This is a genomic window from Streptomyces sp. NPDC031479 (assembly GCF_055581065.1).
In genome coordinates, this window is sequence record NZ_JBVIKC010000014.1 from 99,493 (window position 1) to 122,170 (window position 22,678).

Sequence of the window (22,678 nt, forward strand, 5' to 3'; positions counted from 1 at the left end):
TATGCAGCCGGGCCGGCTACGAACCGAGGATGGTGGTGAGGAACTCCCCCGTCCAGGCCAGGAGTTCCCGCCCGACCAGCGGCTTCCCGCCGACCCGGGCCGTCTTCGGGCGCGGCACCAGCACCTGCGAGGTCGCGGGCTTGAGCACCGTCCCCGGGTAGAGCCGCTTCAGCCGCAGCTCCTGGGACTCGCGCAACTCCACCGGGCCGAAGCGGATGTTGGGCCCCTGGAGGGTGATGTCGCCGACCCCGCAGGCCCGGGCGAGCATCCGCAGTCCCGCCACCAGCAGCAGGTTCTCCACCGGCTCGGGCAGCTTGCCGTAGCGGTCGGTGAGCTCCTCGCGCACCGCCTTGATGTCGGCCTCCGAGTTCGCCGACGCGATGGACCGGTACGCCTGCAGGCGCAACCGCTCCCCGGGCGCGTAGTCGTGCGGGACGTGCGCGTCGACCGGCAGCTCGATCTTGACCTCCAGCGGCGGCTCCTCCTCCGCCCCGCCCTCGATCGCGGCCCGGTAGTCGGCCACGGCCTCGCCGACCATCCGGATGTACAGGTCGAAGCCGACGCCCGCGATGTGTCCGGACTGCTCGCCGCCGAGCAGGTTGCCCGCGCCGCGGATCTCCAGGTCCTTCATCGCCACGTACATGCCGGCGCCCATCTCGGTGTGCTGGGCGATCGTCGCGAGACGCTCGTGCGCGGTCTCGGTCAGCGGCTTCTCCGGCGGGTACAGGAAGTACGCGTACCCGCGTTCGCGCCCGCGTCCGACGCGGCCGCGCAGCTGGTGCAGCTGGGAGAGGCCGAAGTTGTCGCCGCGCTCCACGATCAGGGTGTTGGCGTTGGAGATGTCGATGCCGGACTCGACGATCGTCGTCGAGACGAGCACGTCGAACTTCTTCTCCCAGAAGTCGACGACCACCTGTTCCAGGGCCTGTTCCGACATCTGCCCGTGCGCGGTCGCGATGCGCGCCTCGGGCACGATCTCGCGGAGCCTGGCGGCGGCCCGGTCGATGGACTCGACCCGGTTGTGGATGTAGAAGCACTGCCCCTCGCGCAGCAGTTCGCGGCGGACGGCGGCGCCGATCTGCTTCTCCTCGTACGGGCCGACGAAGGTCAGGACCGGGTGGCGCTCCTCGGGCGGGGTGGTGATCGTCGACATCTCGCGGATGCCGGTCACCGCCATCTCCAGGGTGCGCGGGATCGGGGTCGCGGACATCGTGAGCACGTCCACGTTGGCGCGCAGCTTCTTCAGCTGCTCCTTGTGCTCGACGCCGAACCGCTGCTCCTCGTCGACGATGACCAGGCCGAGGTCCTTGAACTTCGTCTCCTGCGAGAACAGCCGGTGGGTGCCGATGACGATGTCGACCGACCCCTCCTTCAGCCCCTCCAGGGTGGCCTTGGACTCGGTGTCGCTCTGGAAGCGGGACAGCGCCCTCACGTTCACCGGGAACTGCGCGTACCGCTCGGAGAATGTCCCGAAGTGCTGCTGCACCAGCAGGGTGGTGGGCACGAGGACGGCGACCTGCTTGCCGTCCTGCACCGCCTTGAAGGCCGCGCGGACGGCGATCTCCGTCTTGCCGTAGCCGACGTCGCCGCAGATCAGCCGGTCCATGGGGACGGACTTCTCCATGTCCTCCTTGACCTCGGCGATGGTGGTGAGCTGGTCGGGGGTCTCCGCGTACGGGAAGGCGTCCTCCAGCTCGCGCTGCCAGGGCGTGTCCGGGCCGAAGGTGTGGCCGGGGGCCGCCATGCGGGCGCTGTAGAGCTTGATGAGGTCGGCGGCGATCTCCTTGACCGCCTTCTTCGCGCGCGCCTTGGTCTTGGTCCAGTCGGCGCCGCCGAGCCGGTGCAGGGTCGGGGCTTCGCCGCCGACGTACTTGGTGACCTGCTCCAGCTGGTCGGTGGGGATGTAGAGGCGGTCGCCGGGCTGGCCCCGCTTGGCGGGCGCGTACTCGACGAGGAGGTACTCGCGGGTGGCGCCCTGCACCGTGCGCTGCACCATCTCGATGTAGCGGCCGACGCCGTGCTGCTCGTGGACGATGTAGTCGCCGACCTCCAGGGTGAGGGGGTCCACGGACTTGCGGCGCCGGGTCGGCATCCGGCCGAGGTCCTTGGTGGCGGTGCGCTGCCCGGTCAGGTCGGTCTCGGTCAGTACGGCCAGCCGCAGGGCCGGGTCGACGAAGCCGTTGTCGAGGGAGCCGCAGGACACGTGCACGACGCCCGGCTCCAGGGACGGCAGGTCGGCCTCCAGCCGGGCCGCGATGCCCTCGCCGCCCAGGACCTCCACGGTGCGGGCCGCCGGGCCGTGGCCCTCGGTGAGGTAGACGGTGTGCCAGCCGTCGGCGATCCAGCCCTTGGTGTCGGCGAGCGCGCGGGCGGTGTCGCCGCGGTAGGCCTCGGGGGCGCGCATGCCCAGCTTCAGGGTGTCCCCGCCGGCCAGGTCCGCGTCCTCGGCGGCGAAGGGGGAGACCGACCACCACATCATGCCGAGCTCGCGGGCGTGGTCGCGGACGTCGGCGATGCCGCGCAGCGAGGCCGCGCCGACGTCGATGGGGGCCTCGCCGCCGCCGGCGGTGGCCGCCCAGGAGGCCATCAGGAACTCCTGCGAGGTGGCCACCAGGTCGGCGGCCCGGGTCCGCACCCGCTCCGGGTCGCAGACCACGGCCATGGCCCCGGCGGGCAGTACGTCGATCAGCAGTTCCATGTCGTCGACGAGGACCGGAGCGAGGGACTCCATGCCCTCGACCGCGATCCCCTCGGCGATCTTGTGCAGCAGTTCGCCCAGCTCCGGGTGGGCCTCGGCCAGGGCCGCCGCCCGCTCGCGCACCTCGTCCGTCAGCAGCAGCTCCCGGCAGGGCGGGGCCCACAGGCCGTGCTCGGCGATCTCCAGGGAACGCTGGTCGGCGACCTTGAAGTAGCGGATCTCCTCGACCTCGTCGCCCCAGAACTCCACGCGCAGCGGATGCTCCTCGGTGGGCGGGAACACGTCGAGGATGCCGCCGCGCACGGCGAACTCGCCGCGCTTCTCGACCAGCTCGACGCGCGCGTACGCGGCCGCGGCCAGCGCCCCGGTGACCTCGCCGAGGTCGGTGCTCTGCCCCTGGCGCAGGCTGACGGGCACCAGGTCCCCGAGCCCCTTGACCTGCGGCTGGAGCACGGAACGGATGGGGGCCACGACCACCGAGACGGGCCCGGCGGCCGGGTCGTCCTTGCTCGGGTGCGCGAGGCGGCGCAGCACCGCGATGCGGCGGCCGACGGTGTCGCTGCGCGGGCTGAGGCGCTCGTGCGGCAGCGTCTCCCAGGAGGGGTAGTCCACCACCCCGTCGGCCGGCAGCAGCGAGCGCAGCGCGGCGGCCAGGTCCTCGGCCTCGCGCCCGGTGGCGGTGACCGCGAGGACGGTCCGCTCCGTACGGGCGGCCAGCGCGGCGATCGCGAAGGGCCGCGCGGCGGCCGGACCGACGAGGTCCACGTGCATGCGGTTGCCGTCCCCGGCCGCCGTGACCGCCTCGGCGAGGGCGGGGTCCCGGGTGACGGCGTCGAGCAGTCCGTGCAGGCTCATGAAGGCGGATTTCCGTCCTGGGGAGGGGCGTGGAGGGGCAACGCGAAGGACCCGACACGTGAACGGGCCGGGGGTTCCCACCCTACGACGCGGGTGTGACGCCCGCGCGGGGGATTCCGGCCTCCGCACGGGTGAGGGGCCGGAGCGGCCCGGTCCGGTCCGGGATGACAATCTGTCCTTATGTCCACGTCCGGGAGCCCCCAGACCGCCGAGGAGCCCGCGGGCGGACCCGCCGCGCCCTCCCCGCCGGCGTACGCCCGCCCGCCCGCCGCCGGGCGGGCCCGCCTGGCGTCCGCGGCGCTGCGACGGGCCCCGTACGCACTCGTCGGCGTGCTCTTCCTGGCGTACGCGACGCTCTCCGTCTGCCGCCACCGGCGGATGGAGGAGTCCTCCTGGGACCTGGGGATCTTCGAGCAGGCGGTCAGGGCCTACGCCCACCTCCAGGCCCCGGTGGTGGACCTGAAGGGCCCCGGGGCCCTCGTCCTCGGCGACCACTTCAGTCCCGTCATCGCCCTGATCGCCCCCCTCTACCGGGTCTTCCCGGGCCCGGTCACCCTGCTGGTGGTGCAGGCGGCGCTGCTCGCGCTGTCCGCGCTGCCCGTCACCCGGGCCGCGGTCCGCCTCCTGGGGCAGGGCCGCGGGCTCGCGGTCGGGGCGGCGTACGGACTGTCCTGGGGGATCCAGCGGACCATCGACTTCGACTTCCACGAGATCTGCTTCGCGGTGCCGCTGCTGGCCTTCTCGCTGGAGGCACTGCTCGCGCGCCGGTGGCGGGCCGCGCTCCTCTGGGCGCTACCGCTGCTGCTGGTCAAGGAGGACCTCGGGGCCACCGTGGCGGTGCTGGCCCTGGTGATCGCCCTGCGGGCCCGGAGCGCGGACCGGCGGGCAGCCCGGCTCGCGCTCGCCGTCGCGCTGGCCGGGGTGGTGACCGCCGTACTGCTCTTCACCGTGGTGATACCCGGCTTCGCCCTGGACGGCTACACCTACTGGGAGAAGATGGGCAAGGGCGGCGGCCCCTTCCAGGGGTACGGCACGAAGCTCGCCACCCTCGCCTGGCTGCTGGTGCCCACCACCGGGCTGCTGGCGCTGCGCTCCCCGCTGCTGCTGGTGGCCGCGCCCACCCTCGGCTGGCGGTTCCTGTCGAGCGACCCGTACTTCTGGTCCACCGACTTCCACTACAGCGCCGTCCTGATGCCGGTCGTCTTCCTCGCCCTGGCCGACGCGCTCGACACCGTACGGCGCGACCGGCGGCCGTGGCTGCGCTCGTACGCCCACCAGCTGCCCGCCGCCGTGCTCGCCGCGGCCCTCGCGCTGAGCGCGACCAGCCTGCCGCTGGCCCGGCTCGGGGAGCGGGAGACCTACCGCAAGCCCGCCCGGGTGGCCGCCGTGGAGAAGCTGCTCGCGCGGATCCCGGACGGGGTGGGGGTGGAGGCCGACATCGGTGTGCTGACCCGGCTGACCTCGCGCTGCCGGGTCTTCTGGATCGGCAACACCCGGGGGGTGCTCCCGGCCTACCTGACCTTCGACAACTCCTCCGGCTGGGCCGGGCAGAACCCGGTCGACTACGCCGCCCGGCTGCATCCGGGATCGCGGTTTGTCCTGGTGGGCGAGGCGGGCGGGGTCGTCCTGCTCCAGCGGGTGGCCTGAGCCGGACACGGACGTACGCCGGCCCCGGCCCGTCCTGTCGGACGTGCCGGGGCCGGCGCGCTTCCCCCGTGTTCCCCCGCTCCCTCCCCCGTCGCCTCCCCCGCGTTCCCCCGTACGACCGGTCCGCGCCGACTACTCGCTCGCGATCGCGTTCAGTACGTTCATCCGCCCCGCCCGGAAGGCCGGGACCAGTGCGGCGAACAGGCCCACCAGGGCCGAGCCGGCGAAGACCCCGATGATCGTCGGCCACGGGATCTCCAGCACCTTCAGGCCCTGGAGGGCGAGGAGCTGCTGCGCGGTGGCGCCCCAGCCCATGCCGAGACCGAGGCCCAGCAGGGCGCCGAAGAGGGCGATGACCACCGACTCCAGACGGATCATCCGGCGCAGCTGGCGGCGGGAGAGGCCGATGGCGCGCATCAGGCCGATCTCGCGGGTCCGCTCCACCACCGAGAGGGCCAGGGTGTTCACGACGCCCAGCACCGCGACGATGATCGCGAGCGCGAGGAGGCCGTAGACCATGTTGAGCAGCTGCCCGACCTGGTCCTTGAGGTTCTGCTTGTAGTCGGTCTGGTTGAGCACCTTGTACTGCGGATACCCGGCCATGGCCGCCTTGAGGGCCGGGTAGGCGTCGTCCGCCTGTCCCGGCTTGGCCTTGGCCAGCAGCATGAAGGGGCGGGCCAGCTGGTCGGCCGGGAGGTTGGCCTCGGCGGTCGCGGTGCTGATGTACTTCACGCCCTTGTCGAGGTTGCCCTCGTCCGAGGTGATCGCGGCGACCTTCAGCCGGACGGTCTTGCCCCCGGTGAAGGCGACCGTCATCTCGTCGCCGACCTTGACGTGGTGCTGGTCGGCGTAGATCGAGCCGACCGACATGGAGCCGGGCGCGTACGCGTCCTTGTGCGCTCCGGCGGTCATCTTGCGGCGCACGTCCTGGGCGTACGTCGGGTCGGTGACGCTCAGGCCGGTCTGCAGGCTGCTGCCGTCGGGCGCGGTGACCTTGGCGTCCACCTCGCGGTAGGCGGTGACGTGGTCCAGGCCCTTGGCGGCGCGCATGGCCTCCTCGGCCTGCGGCATGACCGGCTGTCCGGTCTGGGAGCTGACGATGTAGTCCGCGCCCACCGTCCGGTCGAGCTCGTCGGTGGCCGAGGCCACCATCGAGGAGCCGACCACCGACAGGCAGGCGACCAGCGCCAGTCCGATCATCAGCGCGGCGGCCGTGGCCCCCGTACGGCGCGGGTTGCGCAGCGCGTTGCGTTCGGCGAGCCGGCCGACGGAGCCGAAGGGCCGCAGCACGGGGGCGGCGAGCACCCGGACCACCACGCCGGCCAGCAGCGGGCCGATCACGATGAAGCCGATGAGGGTGAAGAAGACGCCCAGGGCCAGCCACAGCGATCCGGCCGAGGCCTTCTCGGCGGCGCCGGCGAGGAACAGGGCCGCGCCGCCGATCCCGGTGAGGACCAGTCCGAGGACCGCGCGGACGGTACCGGCCTTGCGGTCGCCGGGGGTGCCGGCGTCGCGCAGGGCGGCCATCGGGGAGACCTTGCCGGCCCGGCGGGCCGGGATGTAGGCGGCGACCACGGTGACGATGATGCCGAGGAGCAGGCCGACGACCGGGGTCGTCCACTTGACGGTCAGGTCGTCGGTGGACAGGTGCATGCCCATCTGGCCCATGAGCTTCATCAGGCCGACGGCCAGGCCCACGCCCGCCGCGACTCCGGCGAGGGAGCCGACCACACCGAGCAGGAAGGCCTCGACGAGGACGGACCGGTTGATCTGCCCGCGGTCCGAGCCGATGGCGCGCATCAGGCCGATCTCGCGGGTCCGCTGGGCGACCAGCATCGAGAAGGTGTTGAAGATCAGGAAGATGCCGACGAGGAAGGCGATGCCGGCGAAGCCGAGCATCACGTACTTCATGACGTCGAGGAAGCCCATGTCCTTCTTGTTGTCGGCCGCGGCCTCCTTGGCGGTCTGCAGCTTGTACGTGTCGGCGCCGACCGCGGCCGCCACGTCCTTCTTGAGCTGCTCGTCGCTGACGCCGTCCTGGGCGGTGACGTTGACGTGGGTGAACACGCCGGTCGCGCCGAGGAGCTTTTCCTGCGCGGTGGCGGTGTCGAAGTAGACGATCGCCGCGCCCGGGTTGGTGACGGTGAAGGAGGCGATGCCGCTGATCTTCGTACGGATGTCACCGGTGACGGCGATGGTGCGCAGCTCGTCCCCGAGTGCCAGGTGGTGCTTCTCGGCGGTGTCGGCGTCGATCATCATCTCGGTGGGGCCGCGCGGGGCCCGGCCGGAGGTGATCTTCATGGACTTGAGTTCGTTCTCGGTCCAGTTGCCCGCGATGGTCGGGGCGCCGGTGCTCGACCCCATGTTCTCGTTCTTGGAGTCGACGACGGTGACGGCGGTCGAGAAGACGCCGCCCTCCGCGGACTTGACGCCCGCGGCCTTGCGGACGCTCTCCAGGGCCGAGGCGGGCAGCACCCGCGGCTTGCCGCGGTTCTGGTTCTCCTCGCCCTCGGCCGGCGGCTTGGGGCTGACGGTGACGTTGGAGCTGGTGACCGCGAACAGCTTGTCGAAGGTGGTGTTCATGGTGTCCGTGAACACCAGCGTGCCGCAGACGAAGGCGACGGAGAGCAGTACGGCGATGGCGGAGAGCGCCATCCGCCCCTTGTGCGCGAAGAAGTTGCGACGCGCGGTCTTCATGACGGTCACGAGGTCCGCCCGCGCGCGTCGAAGTCCTTCATGCGGTCGAGGACCTGCTCGGCGGTGGGGGCGTACATCTCGTCGACGATGCCGCCGTCCGCCAGGAAGATGACGCGGTCCGCGTAGGAGGCGGCGACCGGGTCGTGGGTGACCATCACGATGGTCTGGCCGAGCTCGTCCACCGACCGGCGCAGGAAGCCGAGGACCTCGGCGCCGGCCCTGGAGTCCAGGTTTCCGGTCGGCTCGTCGCCGAAGATGATCGCGGGACGGGCCGCCAGGGCGCGGGCGACCGCCACGCGCTGCTGCTGGCCGCCGGAGAGCTCGGTCGGGCGGTGCTTGAGGCGGCCGGCGAGTCCGACGGTCTCGACGACCCGCTCCAGCCACTGCGGCTCGGGCTTGCGGCCCGCGATGTCCATGGGGAGGGTGATGTTCTCCAGGGCGTTCAGGGTCGGGAGCAGGTTGAAGGCCTGGAAGATGAACCCGATCTTGTCGCGGCGGAGCTGGGTGAGCTTCTTGTCCTTCAGGCCGGTGATCTCGGTGCCGTCGAGCTCGATCCGTCCGCTCGTGACCGTGTCCAGCCCGGCCAGGCAGTGCATCAGCGTGGACTTGCCCGAGCCCGAGGGGCCCATGATCGCGGTGAACTGGCCGCGGTGGATGTCCACGTCGACGGCGTTCAGGGCGACGACGCGGGTCTCGCCGGAGCCGTAGGCCTTGACGACCTCGCGCGCCCGGGCCGCGACGGAGCTCTGGCCGCCGGTCCCTCCGTGCCTGGTTTCGGTCATCGCCGTTGTCACGGTGTTCTCCCCCGTTGTGTTTCGTCTGCGCGCGTGAATGCGTCGCCGCCGTGAAGTCTGCGGTGCGGGGGGTGTCCGGCGCCCTGGTGCCCTTCGCCGTATCCACCCGGGGGTTAACCCCACCCCCACGTCCCCGCCCGTAGGAACCAGTTAAGGACGCCGGAGGACCTTCGGCCTCATCCGCCGGGACGAAAGTCCCCTGCGCCCTAGTGGGGAGTCACCCCTAGGGGATGTCCACCCTTCGGGCGATCCGGGGTAGGGGATGTCGCCGTCCGCACCCCCGGTGAGATGGTGTCCGTCCGCGGACGAGGGGGACAGGGTGGGGTCAGGGACGGGCGGGGCGGACGCCCCCGGGCGGGGGACTCCGGCAGCGGCCGGGGATCCGTCGGCGGACAGAATTCCGGCCAATGCGACGGCCGCTCCCACCGGGGCCCTTCACACCGGGACCGGTCCCGGGGCACCTCCAGCGGCGGACGGTCCCGGGGCACCTCCCGCCGCGACCGGTCCCGGGGCCGCTCCCGCGGCGGACGGCGTGCGAAGGCGCCCGCCCACCGCCGTCGTGGTCGCGCTGATGCTGAACATGGCCCTGGTCGCCCTCGACAGCACGATCGTCTCCACCGCCGTCCCCCAGATCGTCGGGGACCTCGGCGGGTTCTCGGTCTTCACCTGGCTCTTCTCCGGCTACCTCCTCGCCGTCACCGTCACCCTCCCCGTCTACGGCAGGCTCAGCGACACCCTCGGCCGCAAGCCCGTCCTCCTCTTCGGCACCGCCCTGTTCCTCCTCGGCTCCGTACTGTGCGCGTCCGCCTGGAACATGGCCGCGCTGATCGCCTTCCGGATCGTCCAGGGGCTGGGCGGCGGGGCCCTGCAGAGCACCGTGCAGACCCTGGCCGCCGACCTCTATCCGCTCCGGGACCGCCCGCGCATACAGGCCCGGATGACCACCGTGTGGGCGAGTTCCTCCCTGATCGGCCCGGCCCTCGGCGGTCTGCTCGCCGCCTGCGCGGGCTGGCGCTGGACCTTCCTGATCAACGTGCCGCTCGCCGGACTGGCCCTGTGGCTGACCGCCCGCCACCTCGTGGAGCCCCTACGCTCCCCCGGCCGCCGGGGCCCGGTCGACTGGGCCGGGGCCCTCGGCGTCTTCGCCTGCGGCGGGCTGCTGCTCTTCGCACTGGTGCAGGGCGGGGTCGCCTGGCCCTGGCTGTCGGCGCCCTCGCTGGGGCTGCTCGGCGCGAGCGCGGTCCTGGCCGCCGTGGTGGTCCGGATCGAGCGGCGGGCGGCCCTGCCGATCCTGCCGGGCTGGGTGTGGCGCCGGCGCACCATCGCCGCCGTCAACCTGGCGCTCGGCGCCCTGGGGCTGCTGATGGTCGCCCCGATGGTGTTCATGCCGACCTACGCGCAGTCCGTGCTCGGCCTCGGGCCGGTGGGGGCCGGCTTCATGACGGCCCTGATGACCCTGAGCTGGCCCCTGTCGGCCGCCCTGTGCCAGCACGTCTACCGGCGCATCGGCTTCCGCGACACCGCCGTCCTCGGCATGTCCCTCGCGACGGTCGTGCTGTTCGCCTTCACCCTGCTCCCGTATCCCGCCCGGCCGTGGCAGCCCGCGCTCGTCATGCTGCTGCTGGGCGCCGCCCTCGGGCTGTTCCAGCTGCCGCTGATCGTCGGCGTGCAGTCCACGGTGGGCTGGGCCGAGCGGGGCACCACGACGGCCTCCGTGCTCTTCTGCCGCACCGTGGGGCAGAGCGTGGGGGCCGCGCTGCTGGGGGCGGTGGCCAACGCGACCGTCGCCGCCCGGCTGGCGGACTCCCCGGCCTCGGGGTCCCCGGAGCGGCTCGACGACGTGTCGCGGGCCCTGGCCGAGCCGGGCTCCCTGACCCCGGCCGCCTCGGACCACCTGCGCTCGGCGGTGGCGGCGGCCGTGGACCACATCTTCCTGGGCGCGACGGCCGCGGGCGCGGCCGCCCTGCTGGTGCTGCTGCTCGTCGCGCCGCGACGGTTCCCGGTGCTGCCGGAAGGGGAGTAGCCGCCACCGGCAGACTTGTCATGCCCGGACCCATTGGGTGACCCTCTTCCCCTGGACCGCACCCGGGGGGACGACATGACATCCGCACTCTGCGCGCTGGCGTTACTGGCCGCGCTGGCCGGCCCCGTCGGCCTGCGCCTGTACCACCGTCCCGGCACGGTGACCGGCCGCGACGGCCGGCTCTCCACCTCCACCGCCCTCGCGCTGGCCTGGACCGTGATCCTGGTCTGGCTGCTGCTCGCGATCCTCGGGTACGGACTGGCGGCGGGCGGCGGGGTCGCGTACTTCCACGGCCCGGACGGCCCCCTGTCCTCCCTGACCTCCGTCTACCTGCCGCTGCTCGGCGGCCCCTACGTGGCCCTGATCGCGGCGAAGACGGTCGTCGGGATACGGGTGGAGAGCGGCACCCTGGCCAAGCCGGCCCCCAGGCCCACCGCCACCGGCCGGCGCCCGCTGCGCGAACTGATCGCGAACGACAGCGGCCGCACCGACCTCGTGGACCTCCAGTACGTGGCCCTGAGCGCCGTCACGATGCTCTACGTCGTCCTGTTCTTCCTCTCCGACGTGCGCGCGGGACTCCCGCGACTGCCGTCCGAGGTCTGGGCCCTGACCGGCGCCCCGGCGGGGGCTTACCTGGTGAACAAGATGGCCACCCGCGCCAACCCGGTCATCACCCACGTCGAAGCCGCCGACGGCCTGCTCACGGTGGAGGGCGGCGGCTTCACCGAACCCCGCCTCACGGTGGACGACACCGCCGTCCCGGCCACCCCGGACCCCGCGACGGGCGCCCTGACCGCCCCGCTCCCGGCCACGGCGCGGCCCCCGTTCACGGTGGTGGTCACCTCCCGCGGGCTGCGCAGCGACCCGTACCGCTACGAACCGGCCGGATAGCCCGCCTCCTGCGGCCCGATGCGGTTGACGCGCCATCCCTCGGGGGTCTCCGTCAGGGTCAGCGCCCCGATCCACTCCGCCCCGTCCGCCGGGTACTCCCACTCGTCGGGGTCGGCCAGCACCGCGGGCAGCTCCGCACGCGGGACCCGCTCGCCCGGCCGGTAGCCGGGGGTGCCGTCGGGCGCGGTCCACGGCGCGACCCGGCGCACCTCCACCCAGCCCCGGTCGACGAGGTCGAGCAGCATCGCGGCCAGCGCGGAGACCGGCAGCTCCTTGTCCTCCTCCGCCAGGTCGCCCCAGACCCCGGGCAGGATGTCGATCTCGAACGCGTTGATCATGAACGCCCGCCGGCTCTCGTCCAGCGCCTCCCACTCGGCGCTCACGCCCCGGCCTCCTTGTGACGGGCGTAGTAGCGGGCCACCCGGGCCCGGTTGCCGCAGACCGACGCCACGCACCAGCGGCGCCGCGGGTGCGCGGGGAGGAACAGCAGCACGCAGCCCTCCGCCTCGCACCGGCGGACCGACGTCACCCGCGGGTCCGTCGCCAGCTCCGCCACCGCCTGCGCCAGCTCCGCGGCCAGCCGCCGCGCCGGGTCCGCCGTCCGGCAGGGGGCGGCCGTCAGCCCGGCCCCGGCCGTCCAGGCCAGCTCGGTGTGCGAGGGGGCCGCGGCCAGGAAGCCGTTCAGCGCGCGCAGCGCCCCGTCCGGCGGCGCCCCGCCCCGCCGGACGGCGCCCAGCACCGGCCCGGCCGCCTCCCGGACGGCCCGCACGGCGGACACCTCGGCCTCCCCCACTTCATCGACCGGCTCCAGCCGCCCGGCCTGCTCCCCGATCCAGGCGGCGAGGCCCACGGGGGCGTCGAGCAATTCCCCCGCGTTCAGCAGGTCCAGGGCGAGGGGCTCACCCACAAGCGGAAACGAAACCATGAACTAACTCTACCAATCCCCCTTGACCCATTAGCCAGACCTCCGCAAGACTAATGCCACCAAGCCACGAGGAGGCATGTGATGCCGATCCACCGCACCGTCGACGTCGACGGCGTGTCCGTCGCCTACCGCGAGAGCGGCCCCGCGGACGCCCCCGTCCTGCTGCTCCTGCACGGCTTCCCCACCGCCTCCCACCAGTTCGCACGCCTGATGGACGCGCTCGGCGACACCCCGTACCGGCTGATCGCCCCCGACTACCCGGGCTTCGGCCGGACCGAGGCCCCGGACGGGTTCACGTACACCTTCGACCGGCTCGCGGACGTCGTCGAGGGCTTCACCGACGCCCTCGGCCTGGACCGCTACGCGCTCTACGTCTTCGACTTCGGCGCACCCGTGGGCCTGCGCCTGGCCGCCCGCCGGCCGGAACGGGTCACGGGCCTGATCGTCCAGAACGGCAACGCCTACGACGAGGGGCTCTCGGACGCGGCCCGCGGATTCGCCGGGCTCAGCCGCGAGGTCCCCGGCAACGAGGAGCGCGTCCGCCGCCTCTTCACCGAGGAGGGCACCCGCTTCCAGTACGAGACCGGAGTCGCGGACCGCTCCCTCCTCTCCCCGGACAACTGGACCCTGGACCTCCACTACCTCGGCCTGCCGGGCCGCGCCGACGCCCAGGCCGACCTGGCCTTCGACTACTCCGGCAACTTCGCGCTCTACCCCGACTGGCAGACCTGGCTGCACACGACCCGCCCGCCGCTGCTGGTCGTCTGGGGCGCGGGCGACCCCTTCTTCACCCCCGCCGGAGCGGAGGCGTACCGGCGCGACGTACCGGACGCCGAGATCCACGTCTTCGAAGGCGCGGGCCACTTCGCCCTGGAAACCCACCTCCCGACGATCGCGCCCCTGATCGCCACGTTCCTGTCGAAGCACCTCTGACGCCACGGGGCGGCATGCGCCACGAGGGCCGGGCTTCATGAGGGGGGAGCACCCGGCCGGGGGCGGGGACGGGGTGGGGTGTCGGCCGGGACGTAAAACGTGATGTGTTGGCGCGAGGTACCCCAAAAAACTCCGCAGCTGCGGACAGGGCGCCATAAATCATGCAGTCCCGGACGACACCCCGCCCCGGCCCCGACCCCGGCCACCCCCGCCCCCGCCCCGCCCCCGCCCCCGGACAACCGCCCGGCCAGGGCAACGGCAAGCCCCCTACCCCTCCGCCGGCGCCCGCCCCGTGAGCGCCGCCAGGCTGGAGCGCACGTGGTTCATGTGGGCCCGCATCTCCTCCTGCGCCTCCGCGTGCTCCCGCAGGACCCGGTCCGTCTCCCGCCCCACCCGCTCCTCCCGCACCCGCGCCTCGGCGATCAGCTCCGCGGCCCGCGCCTCCGCGTCCTCCTGCCCGTGCCGCGCCGTCTCCTCCGCCTCCGCGAACCCCCGCCGCGCGTCCGCCAGCCGCGCCTCCGCCTGCCGTTCCTGCTCAGCGCTCCGCGCCTCCAGCTCGGCCTGGCGCGCGGCCAGCTCCCGCCCGGCCGCGTCCCACCGCTCCGCGTGCTCCTGCTCCCGCTCCGCGAGCAGCGCCTCCGTGCGCCGCCGCATCTCCCCGAGCGCCGCCACCGCCTCCGCCCGCCAGCCCGCCGCGTCCTCCCGCGCCTCCGCCCGCATCGCGTCGGCCTCCCGCTGGGCCCTCGACAGCCCCTGCCGCGCCCGGACCTCGGTCTGCTCGCGCACGGCCTCCGCGTCGTGCCGCGCCAGTTCCGCCACCCGGTCGGCGTGCGCCTCGGCCGCGCCCTTCGCCTCCACCGCGTCGGCCCGTGCGTCGCGGCGCAGGACCTCCGCCTCCTCCTGGGCGAGCGACAGGATCCGCCGGGCGCGCTCGCTCAGCTCGTCGTACGTCTGCGGGGCCAGCGAGGCGACGACGACGCCCAGCCGCTCCGCCTCCGCCTCCATCCGCTTGGCCAGGACGGTCAGCCGCGCCACCCGTTCCCACGCCTCGTCCCGGCTCCCGGACAGCCGGGCCAGGTACCGGTCGACCTCTTCGGTCCGGTAGCCGCGACCTCGCACGGTCGAGAAACCCTGGGGTCCGTGAGGTGACATGGGTGCACTCATCCTGGAAGCGCCTCTCTCGCGGGGATTGCTGACAAGGATGCGTCATTTGGTGTCAGAAGCCGGAATGGCCGGGCCGGGACCCCGTTCGAAGGTCCCGACCCGGCCGTACATCCGATCATCCGATCAGAGGAGCCCGTCCCACATCTGCTCCAGCAGCACCGACCACCAGCTCTCCGGAGAGGCCAGCGCCGCACTGTCGAGACCCGCCAGATTCGCCTGGAAATCGACGGTCCAGCGGCCGGCCTGTTCCGGCGTCAGATGCTGCCTCAGACGCCACATGTGACCCAGCATCGCCAGGGAACGCGCGAACTGCGGCAGGCTCGAATTCACGAACTGCGGCGGTACGGGCGCCCCTCCGGGTCCGGCCTCCACCGGGACCGCCACTATGTGCGCGGTCCCGTACTGCACGCAGAGCGCCTTGCCGAAGTCGCTGCCGACCACCAGGTACGAACCCGCGTCGGACGCCGGCTGGACCTGCCTCTGCGCCGCGAGCTCGGCCAGCGTCGGCACCGGCTGGCCCGGCACGGCCTGCGCCCAGAAGAACGGCCCGAAGTCGACGGGCAGACCGGCCCACATCAGGGTCTGCGCCACGATCTCCGGCACGCCCTGACGGGACACCGCCCGCTGGTCGAAACGGAACACGCCCTGCGGCCCGAAGGCACCGGCCAGTTCCTGCGCGATGGCGTCCATCGGGATGGCCGGCTGCAGCGGGACCTGCGGCAGCGGCGCCCGCACCGGAGCGGGACGCGCCGGCCCGTCGGCCACCTGGTGCAGCTCACCCTGATGGGTGAGCAGGTGCCGCATGCCCTGCTGACGTCCCGCGTGGTCGGTCCCGTACGGGGCCACGCTGGTGATCCGCACCTGCGGCCAGGTCTCCCGGATCATCCGGGCGCAGTAGCCGCCGGGCAGCTCACAGGAGGCCAGCTCGGTGTGCAGCTCCAGCACCTGCTGGGGCGGCACGTTCAGCGCGCGGAGCTCGTAGAGGATCTGCCACTCGGGGTGCGGGGTGCCGGGCGCCGAGCGGCGGATGATCTGCTGCTCGGAGCCGTCGGGCGCGCGGTAGCGCAGCACGGCCTGGTAGCCGGGGCCGACGGTGGGCGCGCCGGACGGGGCCGGGGGCTGCTGCGGAGCCGGACCGCGCGGCGCACCGGGCGGCGGGCCGGGCGGCTGCACGACGGCGGGCCCGGCCAGCATCGTCGCCGCATGGTCGAGCCCCCCACCGGGAGCACTGGGCCCACCGGGAGCACCGGGAGCACCCGGCGCACCGGGAGCCGCCGGCGGTGCGGGCGGCGGCACCATGCCGGGCGCCGCCAGCATGGTCGCGGCATGATGCGCCCCGCCCCCGGGCGCACCAGGAGCACCGGGAGCACCGGGAGCACCGGGAGCACCGGGGGCACCGGGCGGCGGCGTCGGCGGACCGGGCGGACCCGGCGGCCGGGGCGGCTGCACGACGGCGGGCCCGGCCAGCATCGTCGCCGCATGGTCGAGCCCCCCACCGGGAGCCCCCGGCGCACCGGGGGCACTGGGCGCACCGGGCGCGGCAGGCGGTGCCGGGGGACCGGGAGGCTGCACCACGGCGGGCCCGGCGAGCATGGTCGCGGCGTACTGCGCCCCACCCCCGGGAGCACCGGGCGCACCAGGAGCCCCGGGCATACCGGGAGCACCGGGAACCCCCGGAGCCGGCACCGGCGAACCCGGCTGACCCGGCGAACCCGGCGGCTGCGGCGGCTGCTGCTGAAGCGGCTGATGCGGCGGCTGCGGCGGCTGCGGCGGCTGCGGCTGACCCCCGCCCGGCCGCGGCGCCTGGGCCCGGCTCGTCGGCGCGTCGGCGATCCCGCCGGCCCCGTCCGGCATCCCCAGCACCGGGGCGACCGTGGTCTTCGGCAGCTGGCTGCCGCCCGCCATCAGCGTGGTCTTGGCCTCCGGAGCCACCCCGGAGGCAGCCGCCGGGCGGTCCTCCAGATCGGTGCCGGACAGCGCCGGCGCGAACACCGTGGCGGGCAGCGGCACGGAGGCCCCGTCCGCGTCCGAGTTCACATCGGTACCCGCCCACGGCGTGGACCCGGACGGCACCCCGTCGCCGGCGGCCGGCCCGTGGGGGGCCTCGCCCCCGCGCCGCAACGGCACCGGCTCGGCCGCGCCACCGGAAGCAGCCGCCGGGGCCGGGGCCGGAGCCGGAGCCGCCGGCGGGATCCCCGCCCGGTCCGCCGCCTCCTGCAGCCACTCCGGCGGGCTCAGCATGAAGGAGGTCTGCTCCGAGTCGATCCGCGGCGGCGGCACCGAGGCCTCCGCGGCGGCCGCCACGGCAGCGGCCCCGTACTCCTCCTCGTAGCGCCGGATGACCTCGCCGACCGGCAGGCCCGGCCACAGGGTCACCTCACCGCTGTCCCGCGCGATGACCAGCCGCTGCCGGCCACCGCCGGACACCGGACCGGCCGCCCGGTCCTCGGCCCACACCACGAAGCCCAGCCCGAACTCCCGTACGCGCACCTCCCGGTGCTGGTACGCGGGGACGTCCCCGTTGATCCATTCCTCGGCGCGCTCCTGCGCCTGTGCAAACGTCACCACGGCGTGATCACCCCTCACCCGGGGCGGCACCCGCCACCGGAACCGAACGCGCGAATCCGCCGTCCACCATCAGACCGGCCACCGTCTCCAGCTCCGGCGGGTTCCCCGCCAGGCGTTCGAGGAAGGCATCGAAATCGGCACCGCACGGAAGCAGCAACCGCTCCACCCGCTCCTGCACGGACCAGCCGTCCCGGTCGCGCGCGTCGTCGTACGGGGAGAACCAGACGGAGCCGACGCCCTCGCCCTTCACCTTCACCGCGAGCAGCCCGCCCTGGACGAAGGCCACGCACAGGTAGTCCTTGGTCAGGTGGTCCCGCAGGCACTTGTTGACGTAGACGAGGTCGTTGACCGCCGCCTCCTCGCGCACCGTGAAGAACGGCTGGTCGACCAGCAGCCCGAGCTCCACGAGGAGCCCCGCGCCCACCGGCGCGCAGCCGCCCGCTGCCTTGAGGAAGGAACGGTAGGCCTCGGGCAGCCGGTACCCGAGGTCCTCCTCCACCCCCTGCACCTGCTGTTCGGCGACGGACACCAGGCTCTTGGGCAGCCCGAGGTGCGCGGGGCGCACCTCCTGGAGGGGCCGGGTGCCGCGCTTGTCGTGGTCCACGGGCGCCGTCGCCAGGCCCGCGTGGTGCCGCAGCAGCGCCTTGACCTCGACGGGGACCAGTTCCATGCGGCGGGAGCCCGCCACGTGGTGCCAGGTCCAGCCGTGCGGCGTGGCCACCGGTCCGACTGTGTCCCACAGCGCGTGGCCCGACGCCCGCATGGCGGCGTTGGCGGACACGAAGTCCGTCAGCCGCAGCTCGTCCACGCCGAAGCCCTCCGGGGGCTCGGCGATCTCCACGGCCGCGCGCGCGTACGCCGAGAAGTCGGGATGACCGTCCCCGCTCATCCGCACTCCGTGGGGATGGCGGGCGGCCCGGACCGGGTCCGGGAAGTGCACGACCTGCCCCGAGTAAGCGGCGTTGGGTGGCGCGGCCTGCTGCCCGAGCCGACCTGTCGTCATGGCGGTAGCCCCCTGCTGGATCTGGCTGGTTCACCACAGCCTATGTGCTCGGGCAAGAGGGTCACCCGCCCATGCATCCCACGTGCGCGCGTGGGGCGGGAACATCCGAATTGATACGAATATTCGACCCCGCTTCCACACCACTGGGGACATTTGACAGGCTGTCCCCGCAGCACGGGGGCGTGCGCAACAGCGGCCACCACCGCGGTCACGGGAGGGAAGAAGCGACCATGCAGACGGCGACGACGCAAAACCTGGCGAGCCGCACGGACCGCGCGGAAGCGGCGGAGGCCGGCCCCGCCGGCGACCCCCGCCTGCGCTGGAGCAGCACCGACGGCCCCACCCCGCCGCCCGTGCTGCGCTTCCGCCGCGACGGCATCCTGCCCACCGTCGCCGCCGCGCTCTCGGTCCGCGGGGAGACCCTGACCGGGACCGCGGGCAAGGGCGACCGGCCGCCGGTGCTGCACCCGCTGGTCCAGGACTTCCTCGACACCCTCACCAGCGGCCAGCGGGAGCGCTTCACCGGCCGCTGTCCGGAGGCGATCCTGCTCTCCCGCCACCTCGCGGCCGTCGAGGGCGCCCGCAGCCGGCGCGCCTCCCGCAAGCCGCTCACGGCGAGCGAGGCCCGGCGTTCCCTGAAGCACTCCCGGATCACCGCCCGCCGCATCCGCGAGGACGGCGACCCGCTGCACGGCAGCTACGCTCCGCCCTGCCGCTCCTGCGACGCGCTCCTCACCCACTTCGGCGTACGCCCCGTCGACCTCACCCACCCCGAGTAGCCGCCATGACCGCCTCCTCCGCCTCCTACGACCGCTCCTCGGCGACCCGGTTCCCGGGCCCCGTGGACTCAGCGCTGCGCACCGCCGGATGGGAACCCGGCCGCTGGGACATCAAGCAGGCCGAGTACTGGGCCGACGCGCTGCGCGACCACACCACGCCCGCCGGGCACCGGCACAACGTCTTCCCGGCGGCCGTGGAGGCCTGGGCCGAGTTCGGCGGACTGCGGGTGACCGCCCCCGGGCCGGGCCGGCAGATAGCGCCCGCCACGCTGCGCATCGACCCGCTGTCCGGCCTGCACCTGGCCCGTACCTTCGCCGACCTGGGACGGGCCCTGTCCACCCAGCTCTGCCCGCTGGGCACCGACGCCGACGGCGGCTCCCACCTGGCCATCGACCGCGAGGGCCGGGTCTACGGGATCGACCACACCGGCGACTGGTACCTGGGCTCCGGCCTCGACGAGGCCCTCACCCTCCTGCTGACCGGCCTCCAGCCGGCCCGCCTGACCACGGGCCCCTGACACCGGGAACCGCCGCGGCCCCGCGGATCCCGAGGACCCGTCGGCGGATCCCGAGGACCCGTCGGGCGGCCGCGGGACCCGGACGGCCTAGCGGGAGGCCGGCAGGACGGCGGAGACCTTGAAGCCGCCCTCGTCCGTCGGCCCGGACACGAACACCCCGCCGAGCCCGAGCACCCGCTCCCGCATCCCGACCAGGCCGTTGCCCCCGCTGGGCAGACCGGGCTCGACCCCGTCCGCCCCGCAGGGCCCGTTCTGGACCTGCATGGCGACCTCGCCCTCCCGGTGCGCGAGCCGTACGACGACCCGCGCGCCCGGAGCATGCTTGTGGCAGTTGGTCAGCGCCTCCTGCACCACCCGGTAGGCGGTCTGCTCCACCTCCGCCGGGTACCGCTCCGCCTCGCCGTGCACGACCATCTCGACGTTCATCCCCGCAGCCCGGGACTGTCCGACCAGCGCCTCCAGCTCGGCGAGGCAGGGCCCGTCCTCGACCGCGAGCGCCGGCGCCGCCTGCGCGGCGTGCCCGCGGACCGCCGGCCGGGGCCCGGGCCCCGGCGACCCGGCCCGCAGCACGCCGAGCATCTCGCGCAGCTCGGTGAGGGCCTGCCGGCCCATGTCGCCGACCAGCGCGGCGTTCTTCACGGCCTTGCCGGGGTCCTTCTCGGCCACCGCCTGGAGCGCCGCCGCGTGGACCACCATCAGCGACACCCGGTGCGCGACGACGTCGTGCATCTCGCGCGCGATCCGCGTGCGCTCCTCCGTACGGGCCCACTCGGCCCGCTCCTCGGCCCGGTCGGCCAGCAGCGACAGCTCCCGTTCCAGGGAGTCGGCGCGCTCCTGGAGGCTCTCCATCAGCCGCCGCCGGGCCCCCACGTACAGCCCGAGCAGCACCGGCGGCACGGTCAGCGCCACCGCCATGAACGCGGACAGCACCACCACGAGCAGCCCGTCGGCCTCCACGTCGCCGCGGGTGCGCAGGTACGTGACCACGAAGGTCGCGGCGAGCGACATCGAGCCCAGCGTCACCGTGACCCGGCGGGGCACCTCGCAGGCGGCGAGGGTGTAGAGGCCCACCACCCCGAGCAGGAAGCCCATCATGGCGGGGGACACGCCGATGCCGACGAGCACCACCGCCACCGGCCACCGCCGCCGCAGCAGCAGCGTGGCCCCCACCACCACTCCGAACGACACGCCCAGGGCCGCCGGGATCCCCGCCTCCCGTGCGAAGGGCAGCCCCTCCAGCCCGCACTCGGCGGCGGACACCGCGGCGAGCCCCACGTCCAGGAGCGCGGACCTCCGCCGCTCCCACCACCAGGGCCCGTCGCGGCCCGTCCCCTCGCGCTCTTCCCCCGTACCGGTCATGCCGTCCAGCGTACGGGCGGCCCGTGCGCCGACCCCGGACATATACGGGCGCGAGTACCGTCGCGGGGAGGGCGGGTGGTACGGCATAGTTAGGACGGCCAGCTTGATCGGCAGCGCAGAAAGTCCGATTCGATCGGATTTGCTATCCCCTGTGGTGTAATTGGCAGCACTGAGGCTTTTGGTGCCTTATGTTCGGGTTCGAGTCCTGACAGGGGAGCTCAGCACGGGGAGCTCACAGCACGCGGGTCCTGACCTCCGGTCGGGACCCTTTCGCATGTCCGCCCCCGGGAGTCCCCCAGAACAGGGGCACTTCGGCACCGGTATCCTTCCTGGGTCCACCCCCGAAGCCGAAGGGCACACCCGTGAGCGCAACCCGCCCGGCAGCCGTCGTCGTACTCGCAGCGGGTGAAGGCACCCGCATGAAGTCGGCCACCCCCAAGGTCCTGCACGAGATCTGCGGGCGCTCGCTCGTCGGTCACGTGGTCGCCGCCTCCCGCGAGCTGGACCCCGCACACCTCGTGGTCGTCGTCGGCCACGCGCGCGAGCAGGTCACCGCGCACCTCGCCGGGATCGACGCCGACGTCCGCACCGCGGTCCAGCACGAGCAGAACGGCACCGGGCACGCCGTCCGGATGGCCCTCGAAGAGCTCGGCGGGCCGGTCGACGGCACCGTGATCGTGGTCTGCGGCGACACCCCGCTGCTGACCGGCGAGACCCTCGCGCAGCTCGCCGCCACCCACGGGGCCGACGGCAACGCCGTCACCGTGCTGACCGCCGAGGTCCCGGACTCCACCGGCTACGGCCGCATCGTCCGCGACCCGGCCACCGGCGCCGTGACCGCCATCGTCGAACACAAGGACGCCACCGACGCGCAGCGCGCGATCCGGGAGATCAACTCCGGGGTCTTCGCCTTCGACGGACGCCTCCTCGCGGACGCGCTCGGCAAGGTCCGCACGGACAACAGCCAGGGCGAGGAGTACCTCACCGACGTGCTCGGCATCCTGCGCGAGGCGGGCCACCGCGTCGGCGCGGCGGTCGGCGCGGACCACCGCCAGATCCTCGGCATCAACAACCGGGTCCAGCTGGCCGAGGCCCGGGCGCTGCTGAACGCGCGCCTGCTGGAGCGGGCCATGCTCGCGGGCGTGACGGTCATCGACCCGGCCGGCACCTTCGTGGACGTGACGGTGACCTTCGGGCAGGACGCCCTGATCCACCCGGGCACCCAGCTGCTGGGCGCCACGCACATCGCCGAGGGGGCCGAGGTCGGCCCGAACACCCGGCTCAAGGACACCCGGGTGGGCGCGGGCGCCCGCGTGGACAACACGGTGGCGGACGGCGCCGTGATCGGGGAGCAGGCGAGCGTCGGCCCCTTCGCGTACCTGCGGCCCGGCACGAACCTCGGCCTCAAGGCCAAGGCCGGCACGTACGTCGAGATGAAGAACGCGACGATCGGCGAGGGCACCAAGGTGCCCCACCTGTCGTACGTGGGCGACGCGACGATCGGCGAGTACACGAACATCGGCGCCGCCAGCGTGTTCGTGAACTACGACGGCGAACACAAGCACCACACCACCGTCGGCTCACACTGCAAGACGGGCTCCGACAACATGTTTGTGGCTCCCGTCACCATCGGGGACGGCGCCTACACGGCCGCCGGCTCGGTGATCACCAAGGACGTGCCGCCCGGCGCCCTGGCCGTGGCCCGCGGCCAGCAGCGGAATATCGAGGGCTGGGTGGCCCGCAAGCGCCCCGGCAGCGCGGCCGCGACGGCCGCGCAGTCGACCGGCGAGCAGGACTCCGGTCGCCCCTGAGGTGAACTGACCG

General features: G+C 73.7%; 16 protein-coding genes and 1 tRNA gene. 8 read left to right on the plus strand and 9 right to left on the minus strand.

Translation table 11 applies throughout. The features are described 5' to 3' along the window. Positions 1–16 precede the first annotated feature (16 nt). Entirely contained in the window at positions 17–3,553 is a 3,537-nt protein-coding gene (gene mfd, locus ACZ5D2_RS17975; RefSeq protein WP_371678214.1) for a transcription-repair coupling factor, read from the minus strand. A 180-nt stretch (positions 3,554–3,733) separates the two neighbouring features. Here mfd and ACZ5D2_RS17980 point away from each other — a divergent pair, with 180 nt between their 5' ends. Further along, positions 3,734–5,200 (plus strand): DUF2079 domain-containing protein, encoded by a 1,467-nt coding sequence (locus ACZ5D2_RS17980; protein ID WP_371678213.1) that lies wholly within the window; start codon positions 3,734–3,736, stop codon positions 5,198–5,200. Between the two features lie 132 nt (positions 5,201–5,332). On the opposite strand, the gene ACZ5D2_RS17985 is transcribed toward ACZ5D2_RS17980, so the two are convergent. Then, a complete protein-coding gene (locus ACZ5D2_RS17985; RefSeq protein ID WP_371678212.1) occupies positions 5,333–7,906 on the minus strand; it encodes an ABC transporter permease in 2,574 nt (857 codons plus the stop codon). Continuing rightward, positions 7,903–8,679, minus strand: a complete 777-nt coding sequence (locus ACZ5D2_RS17990) for an ABC transporter ATP-binding protein (RefSeq protein WP_468930290.1) — start codon at positions 8,677–8,679, stop codon at positions 7,903–7,905. Before ACZ5D2_RS17990 ends, ACZ5D2_RS17985 begins: the two co-directional genes overlap by 4 nt. A gap of 274 nt (positions 8,680–8,953) precedes the next feature. On the opposite strand from ACZ5D2_RS17990, the gene ACZ5D2_RS17995 reads away from it, so the two are divergent. Beyond that, positions 8,954–10,714, plus strand: a complete 1,761-nt coding sequence (locus ACZ5D2_RS17995) for an MDR family MFS transporter (protein ID WP_468930293.1) — start codon at positions 8,954–8,956, stop codon at positions 10,712–10,714. A gap of 75 nt (positions 10,715–10,789) precedes the next feature. Then, positions 10,790–11,605: a hypothetical protein gene (locus tag ACZ5D2_RS18000; RefSeq protein WP_371678209.1), complete on the plus strand. Its 816-nt coding sequence runs from the start codon at positions 10,790–10,792 to the stop codon at positions 11,603–11,605. Here ACZ5D2_RS18000 and ACZ5D2_RS18005 read toward each other — a convergent pair. Next, entirely contained in the window at positions 11,587–11,988 is a 402-nt protein-coding gene (locus ACZ5D2_RS18005) for a hypothetical protein (protein ID WP_371678208.1), read from the minus strand. The two genes, ACZ5D2_RS18000 and ACZ5D2_RS18005, sit on opposite strands and share 19 nt — an antisense overlap. Then, positions 11,985–12,530 carry a CGNR zinc finger domain-containing protein gene (locus ACZ5D2_RS18010; protein ID WP_468930298.1) on the minus strand — a complete coding sequence of 182 codons (546 nt, stop codon included), beginning with the start codon at positions 12,528–12,530 and terminating at the stop codon, positions 11,985–11,987. Before ACZ5D2_RS18010 ends, ACZ5D2_RS18005 begins: the two co-directional genes overlap by 4 nt. A gap of 81 nt (positions 12,531–12,611) precedes the next feature. On the opposite strand from ACZ5D2_RS18010, the gene ACZ5D2_RS18015 reads away from it, so the two are divergent. Next, positions 12,612–13,463 (plus strand): alpha/beta fold hydrolase, encoded by an 852-nt coding sequence (locus ACZ5D2_RS18015; protein ID WP_468930301.1) that lies wholly within the window; start codon positions 12,612–12,614, stop codon positions 13,461–13,463. A gap of 267 nt (positions 13,464–13,730) precedes the next feature. Here the strand turns inward: ACZ5D2_RS18015 and ACZ5D2_RS18020 are convergent, their stop codons facing one another. From ACZ5D2_RS18020 to ACZ5D2_RS18030, 3 genes are all read right to left on the minus strand, one after another. Continuing rightward, positions 13,731–14,627 (minus strand): DivIVA domain-containing protein, encoded by an 897-nt coding sequence (locus ACZ5D2_RS18020; RefSeq protein ID WP_468930304.1) that lies wholly within the window; start codon positions 14,625–14,627, stop codon positions 13,731–13,733. Positions 14,628–14,750: 123 nt separating this feature from the next. Beyond that, positions 14,751–17,195: an SUKH-4 family immunity protein gene (locus ACZ5D2_RS18025; RefSeq protein ID WP_468930307.1), complete on the minus strand. Its 2,445-nt coding sequence runs from the start codon at positions 17,193–17,195 to the stop codon at positions 14,751–14,753. A 7-nt stretch (positions 17,196–17,202) separates the two neighbouring features. Continuing rightward, entirely contained in the window at positions 17,203–18,198 is a 996-nt protein-coding gene (locus ACZ5D2_RS18030; RefSeq protein WP_371678203.1) for an SMI1/KNR4 family protein, read from the minus strand. A gap of 230 nt (positions 18,199–18,428) precedes the next feature. Between ACZ5D2_RS18030 and ACZ5D2_RS18035 the strand changes: the two genes are divergently transcribed. Together ACZ5D2_RS18035 and ACZ5D2_RS18040 are read left to right on the plus strand one after the other, a co-directional pair. Continuing rightward, positions 18,429–18,977 carry a YwqJ-related putative deaminase gene (locus ACZ5D2_RS18035; protein ID WP_371678202.1) on the plus strand — a complete coding sequence of 183 codons (549 nt, stop codon included), beginning with the start codon at positions 18,429–18,431 and terminating at the stop codon, positions 18,975–18,977. Positions 18,978–18,982: 5 nt separating this feature from the next. Then, on the plus strand, positions 18,983–19,495 hold the full coding sequence (locus tag ACZ5D2_RS18040; protein WP_266839497.1) for an SUKH-3 domain-containing protein: 513 nt from the start codon (positions 18,983–18,985) through the stop codon (positions 19,493–19,495). Between the two features lie 87 nt (positions 19,496–19,582). Here the strand turns inward: ACZ5D2_RS18040 and ACZ5D2_RS18045 are convergent, their stop codons facing one another. Beyond that, the gene (locus ACZ5D2_RS18045) at positions 19,583–20,854 is read right to left on the minus strand and encodes a sensor histidine kinase (protein ID WP_468930312.1); all 1,272 of its coding nucleotides are present in this window, start codon (positions 20,852–20,854) and stop codon (positions 19,583–19,585) included. Between the two features lie 145 nt (positions 20,855–20,999). Between ACZ5D2_RS18045 and ACZ5D2_RS18050 the strand changes: the two genes are divergently transcribed. After that, positions 21,000–21,071 (plus strand) — tRNA-Gln (locus ACZ5D2_RS18050). 145 nt (positions 21,072–21,216) lie between these two features. Continuing rightward, positions 21,217–22,665, plus strand: a complete 1,449-nt coding sequence (gene glmU, locus ACZ5D2_RS18055) for a bifunctional UDP-N-acetylglucosamine diphosphorylase/glucosamine-1-phosphate N-acetyltransferase GlmU (protein ID WP_371678200.1) — start codon at positions 21,217–21,219, stop codon at positions 22,663–22,665. Positions 22,666–22,678 lie beyond the last annotated feature (13 nt).

Excerpts from the sequence above, each read along its gene's own strand:
- mfd (WP_371678214.1), bottom strand. The coding sequence starts at position 3,553 with ATGAGCCTGCACGGACTGCTCGACGCCGTCACCCGGGACCCCGCCCTC.
- ACZ5D2_RS17980 (WP_371678213.1), top strand. The coding sequence starts at position 3,734 with ATGTCCACGTCCGGGAGCCCCCAGACCGCCGAGGAGCCCGCGGGCGGA.
- ACZ5D2_RS17990 (WP_468930290.1), bottom strand. The coding sequence starts at position 8,679 with ATGACCGAAACCAGGCACGGAGGGACCGGCGGCCAGAGCTCCGTCGCG.
- ACZ5D2_RS17995 (WP_468930293.1), top strand. The coding sequence starts at position 8,954 with ATGTCGCCGTCCGCACCCCCGGTGAGATGGTGTCCGTCCGCGGACGAG.
- ACZ5D2_RS18000 (WP_371678209.1), top strand. The coding sequence starts at position 10,790 with ATGACATCCGCACTCTGCGCGCTGGCGTTACTGGCCGCGCTGGCCGGC.
- ACZ5D2_RS18010 (WP_468930298.1), bottom strand. The coding sequence starts at position 12,530 with ATGGTTTCGTTTCCGCTTGTGGGTGAGCCCCTCGCCCTGGACCTGCTG.
- ACZ5D2_RS18015 (WP_468930301.1), top strand. The coding sequence starts at position 12,612 with ATGCCGATCCACCGCACCGTCGACGTCGACGGCGTGTCCGTCGCCTAC.
- ACZ5D2_RS18020 (WP_468930304.1), bottom strand. The coding sequence starts at position 14,627 with ATGAGTGCACCCATGTCACCTCACGGACCCCAGGGTTTCTCGACCGTG.
- ACZ5D2_RS18030 (WP_371678203.1), bottom strand. The coding sequence starts at position 18,198 with ATGACGACAGGTCGGCTCGGGCAGCAGGCCGCGCCACCCAACGCCGCT.
- ACZ5D2_RS18035 (WP_371678202.1), top strand. The coding sequence starts at position 18,429 with ATGCAGACGGCGACGACGCAAAACCTGGCGAGCCGCACGGACCGCGCG.
- ACZ5D2_RS18040 (WP_266839497.1), top strand. The coding sequence starts at position 18,983 with ATGACCGCCTCCTCCGCCTCCTACGACCGCTCCTCGGCGACCCGGTTC.
- ACZ5D2_RS18045 (WP_468930312.1), bottom strand. The coding sequence starts at position 20,854 with ATGACCGGTACGGGGGAAGAGCGCGAGGGGACGGGCCGCGACGGGCCC.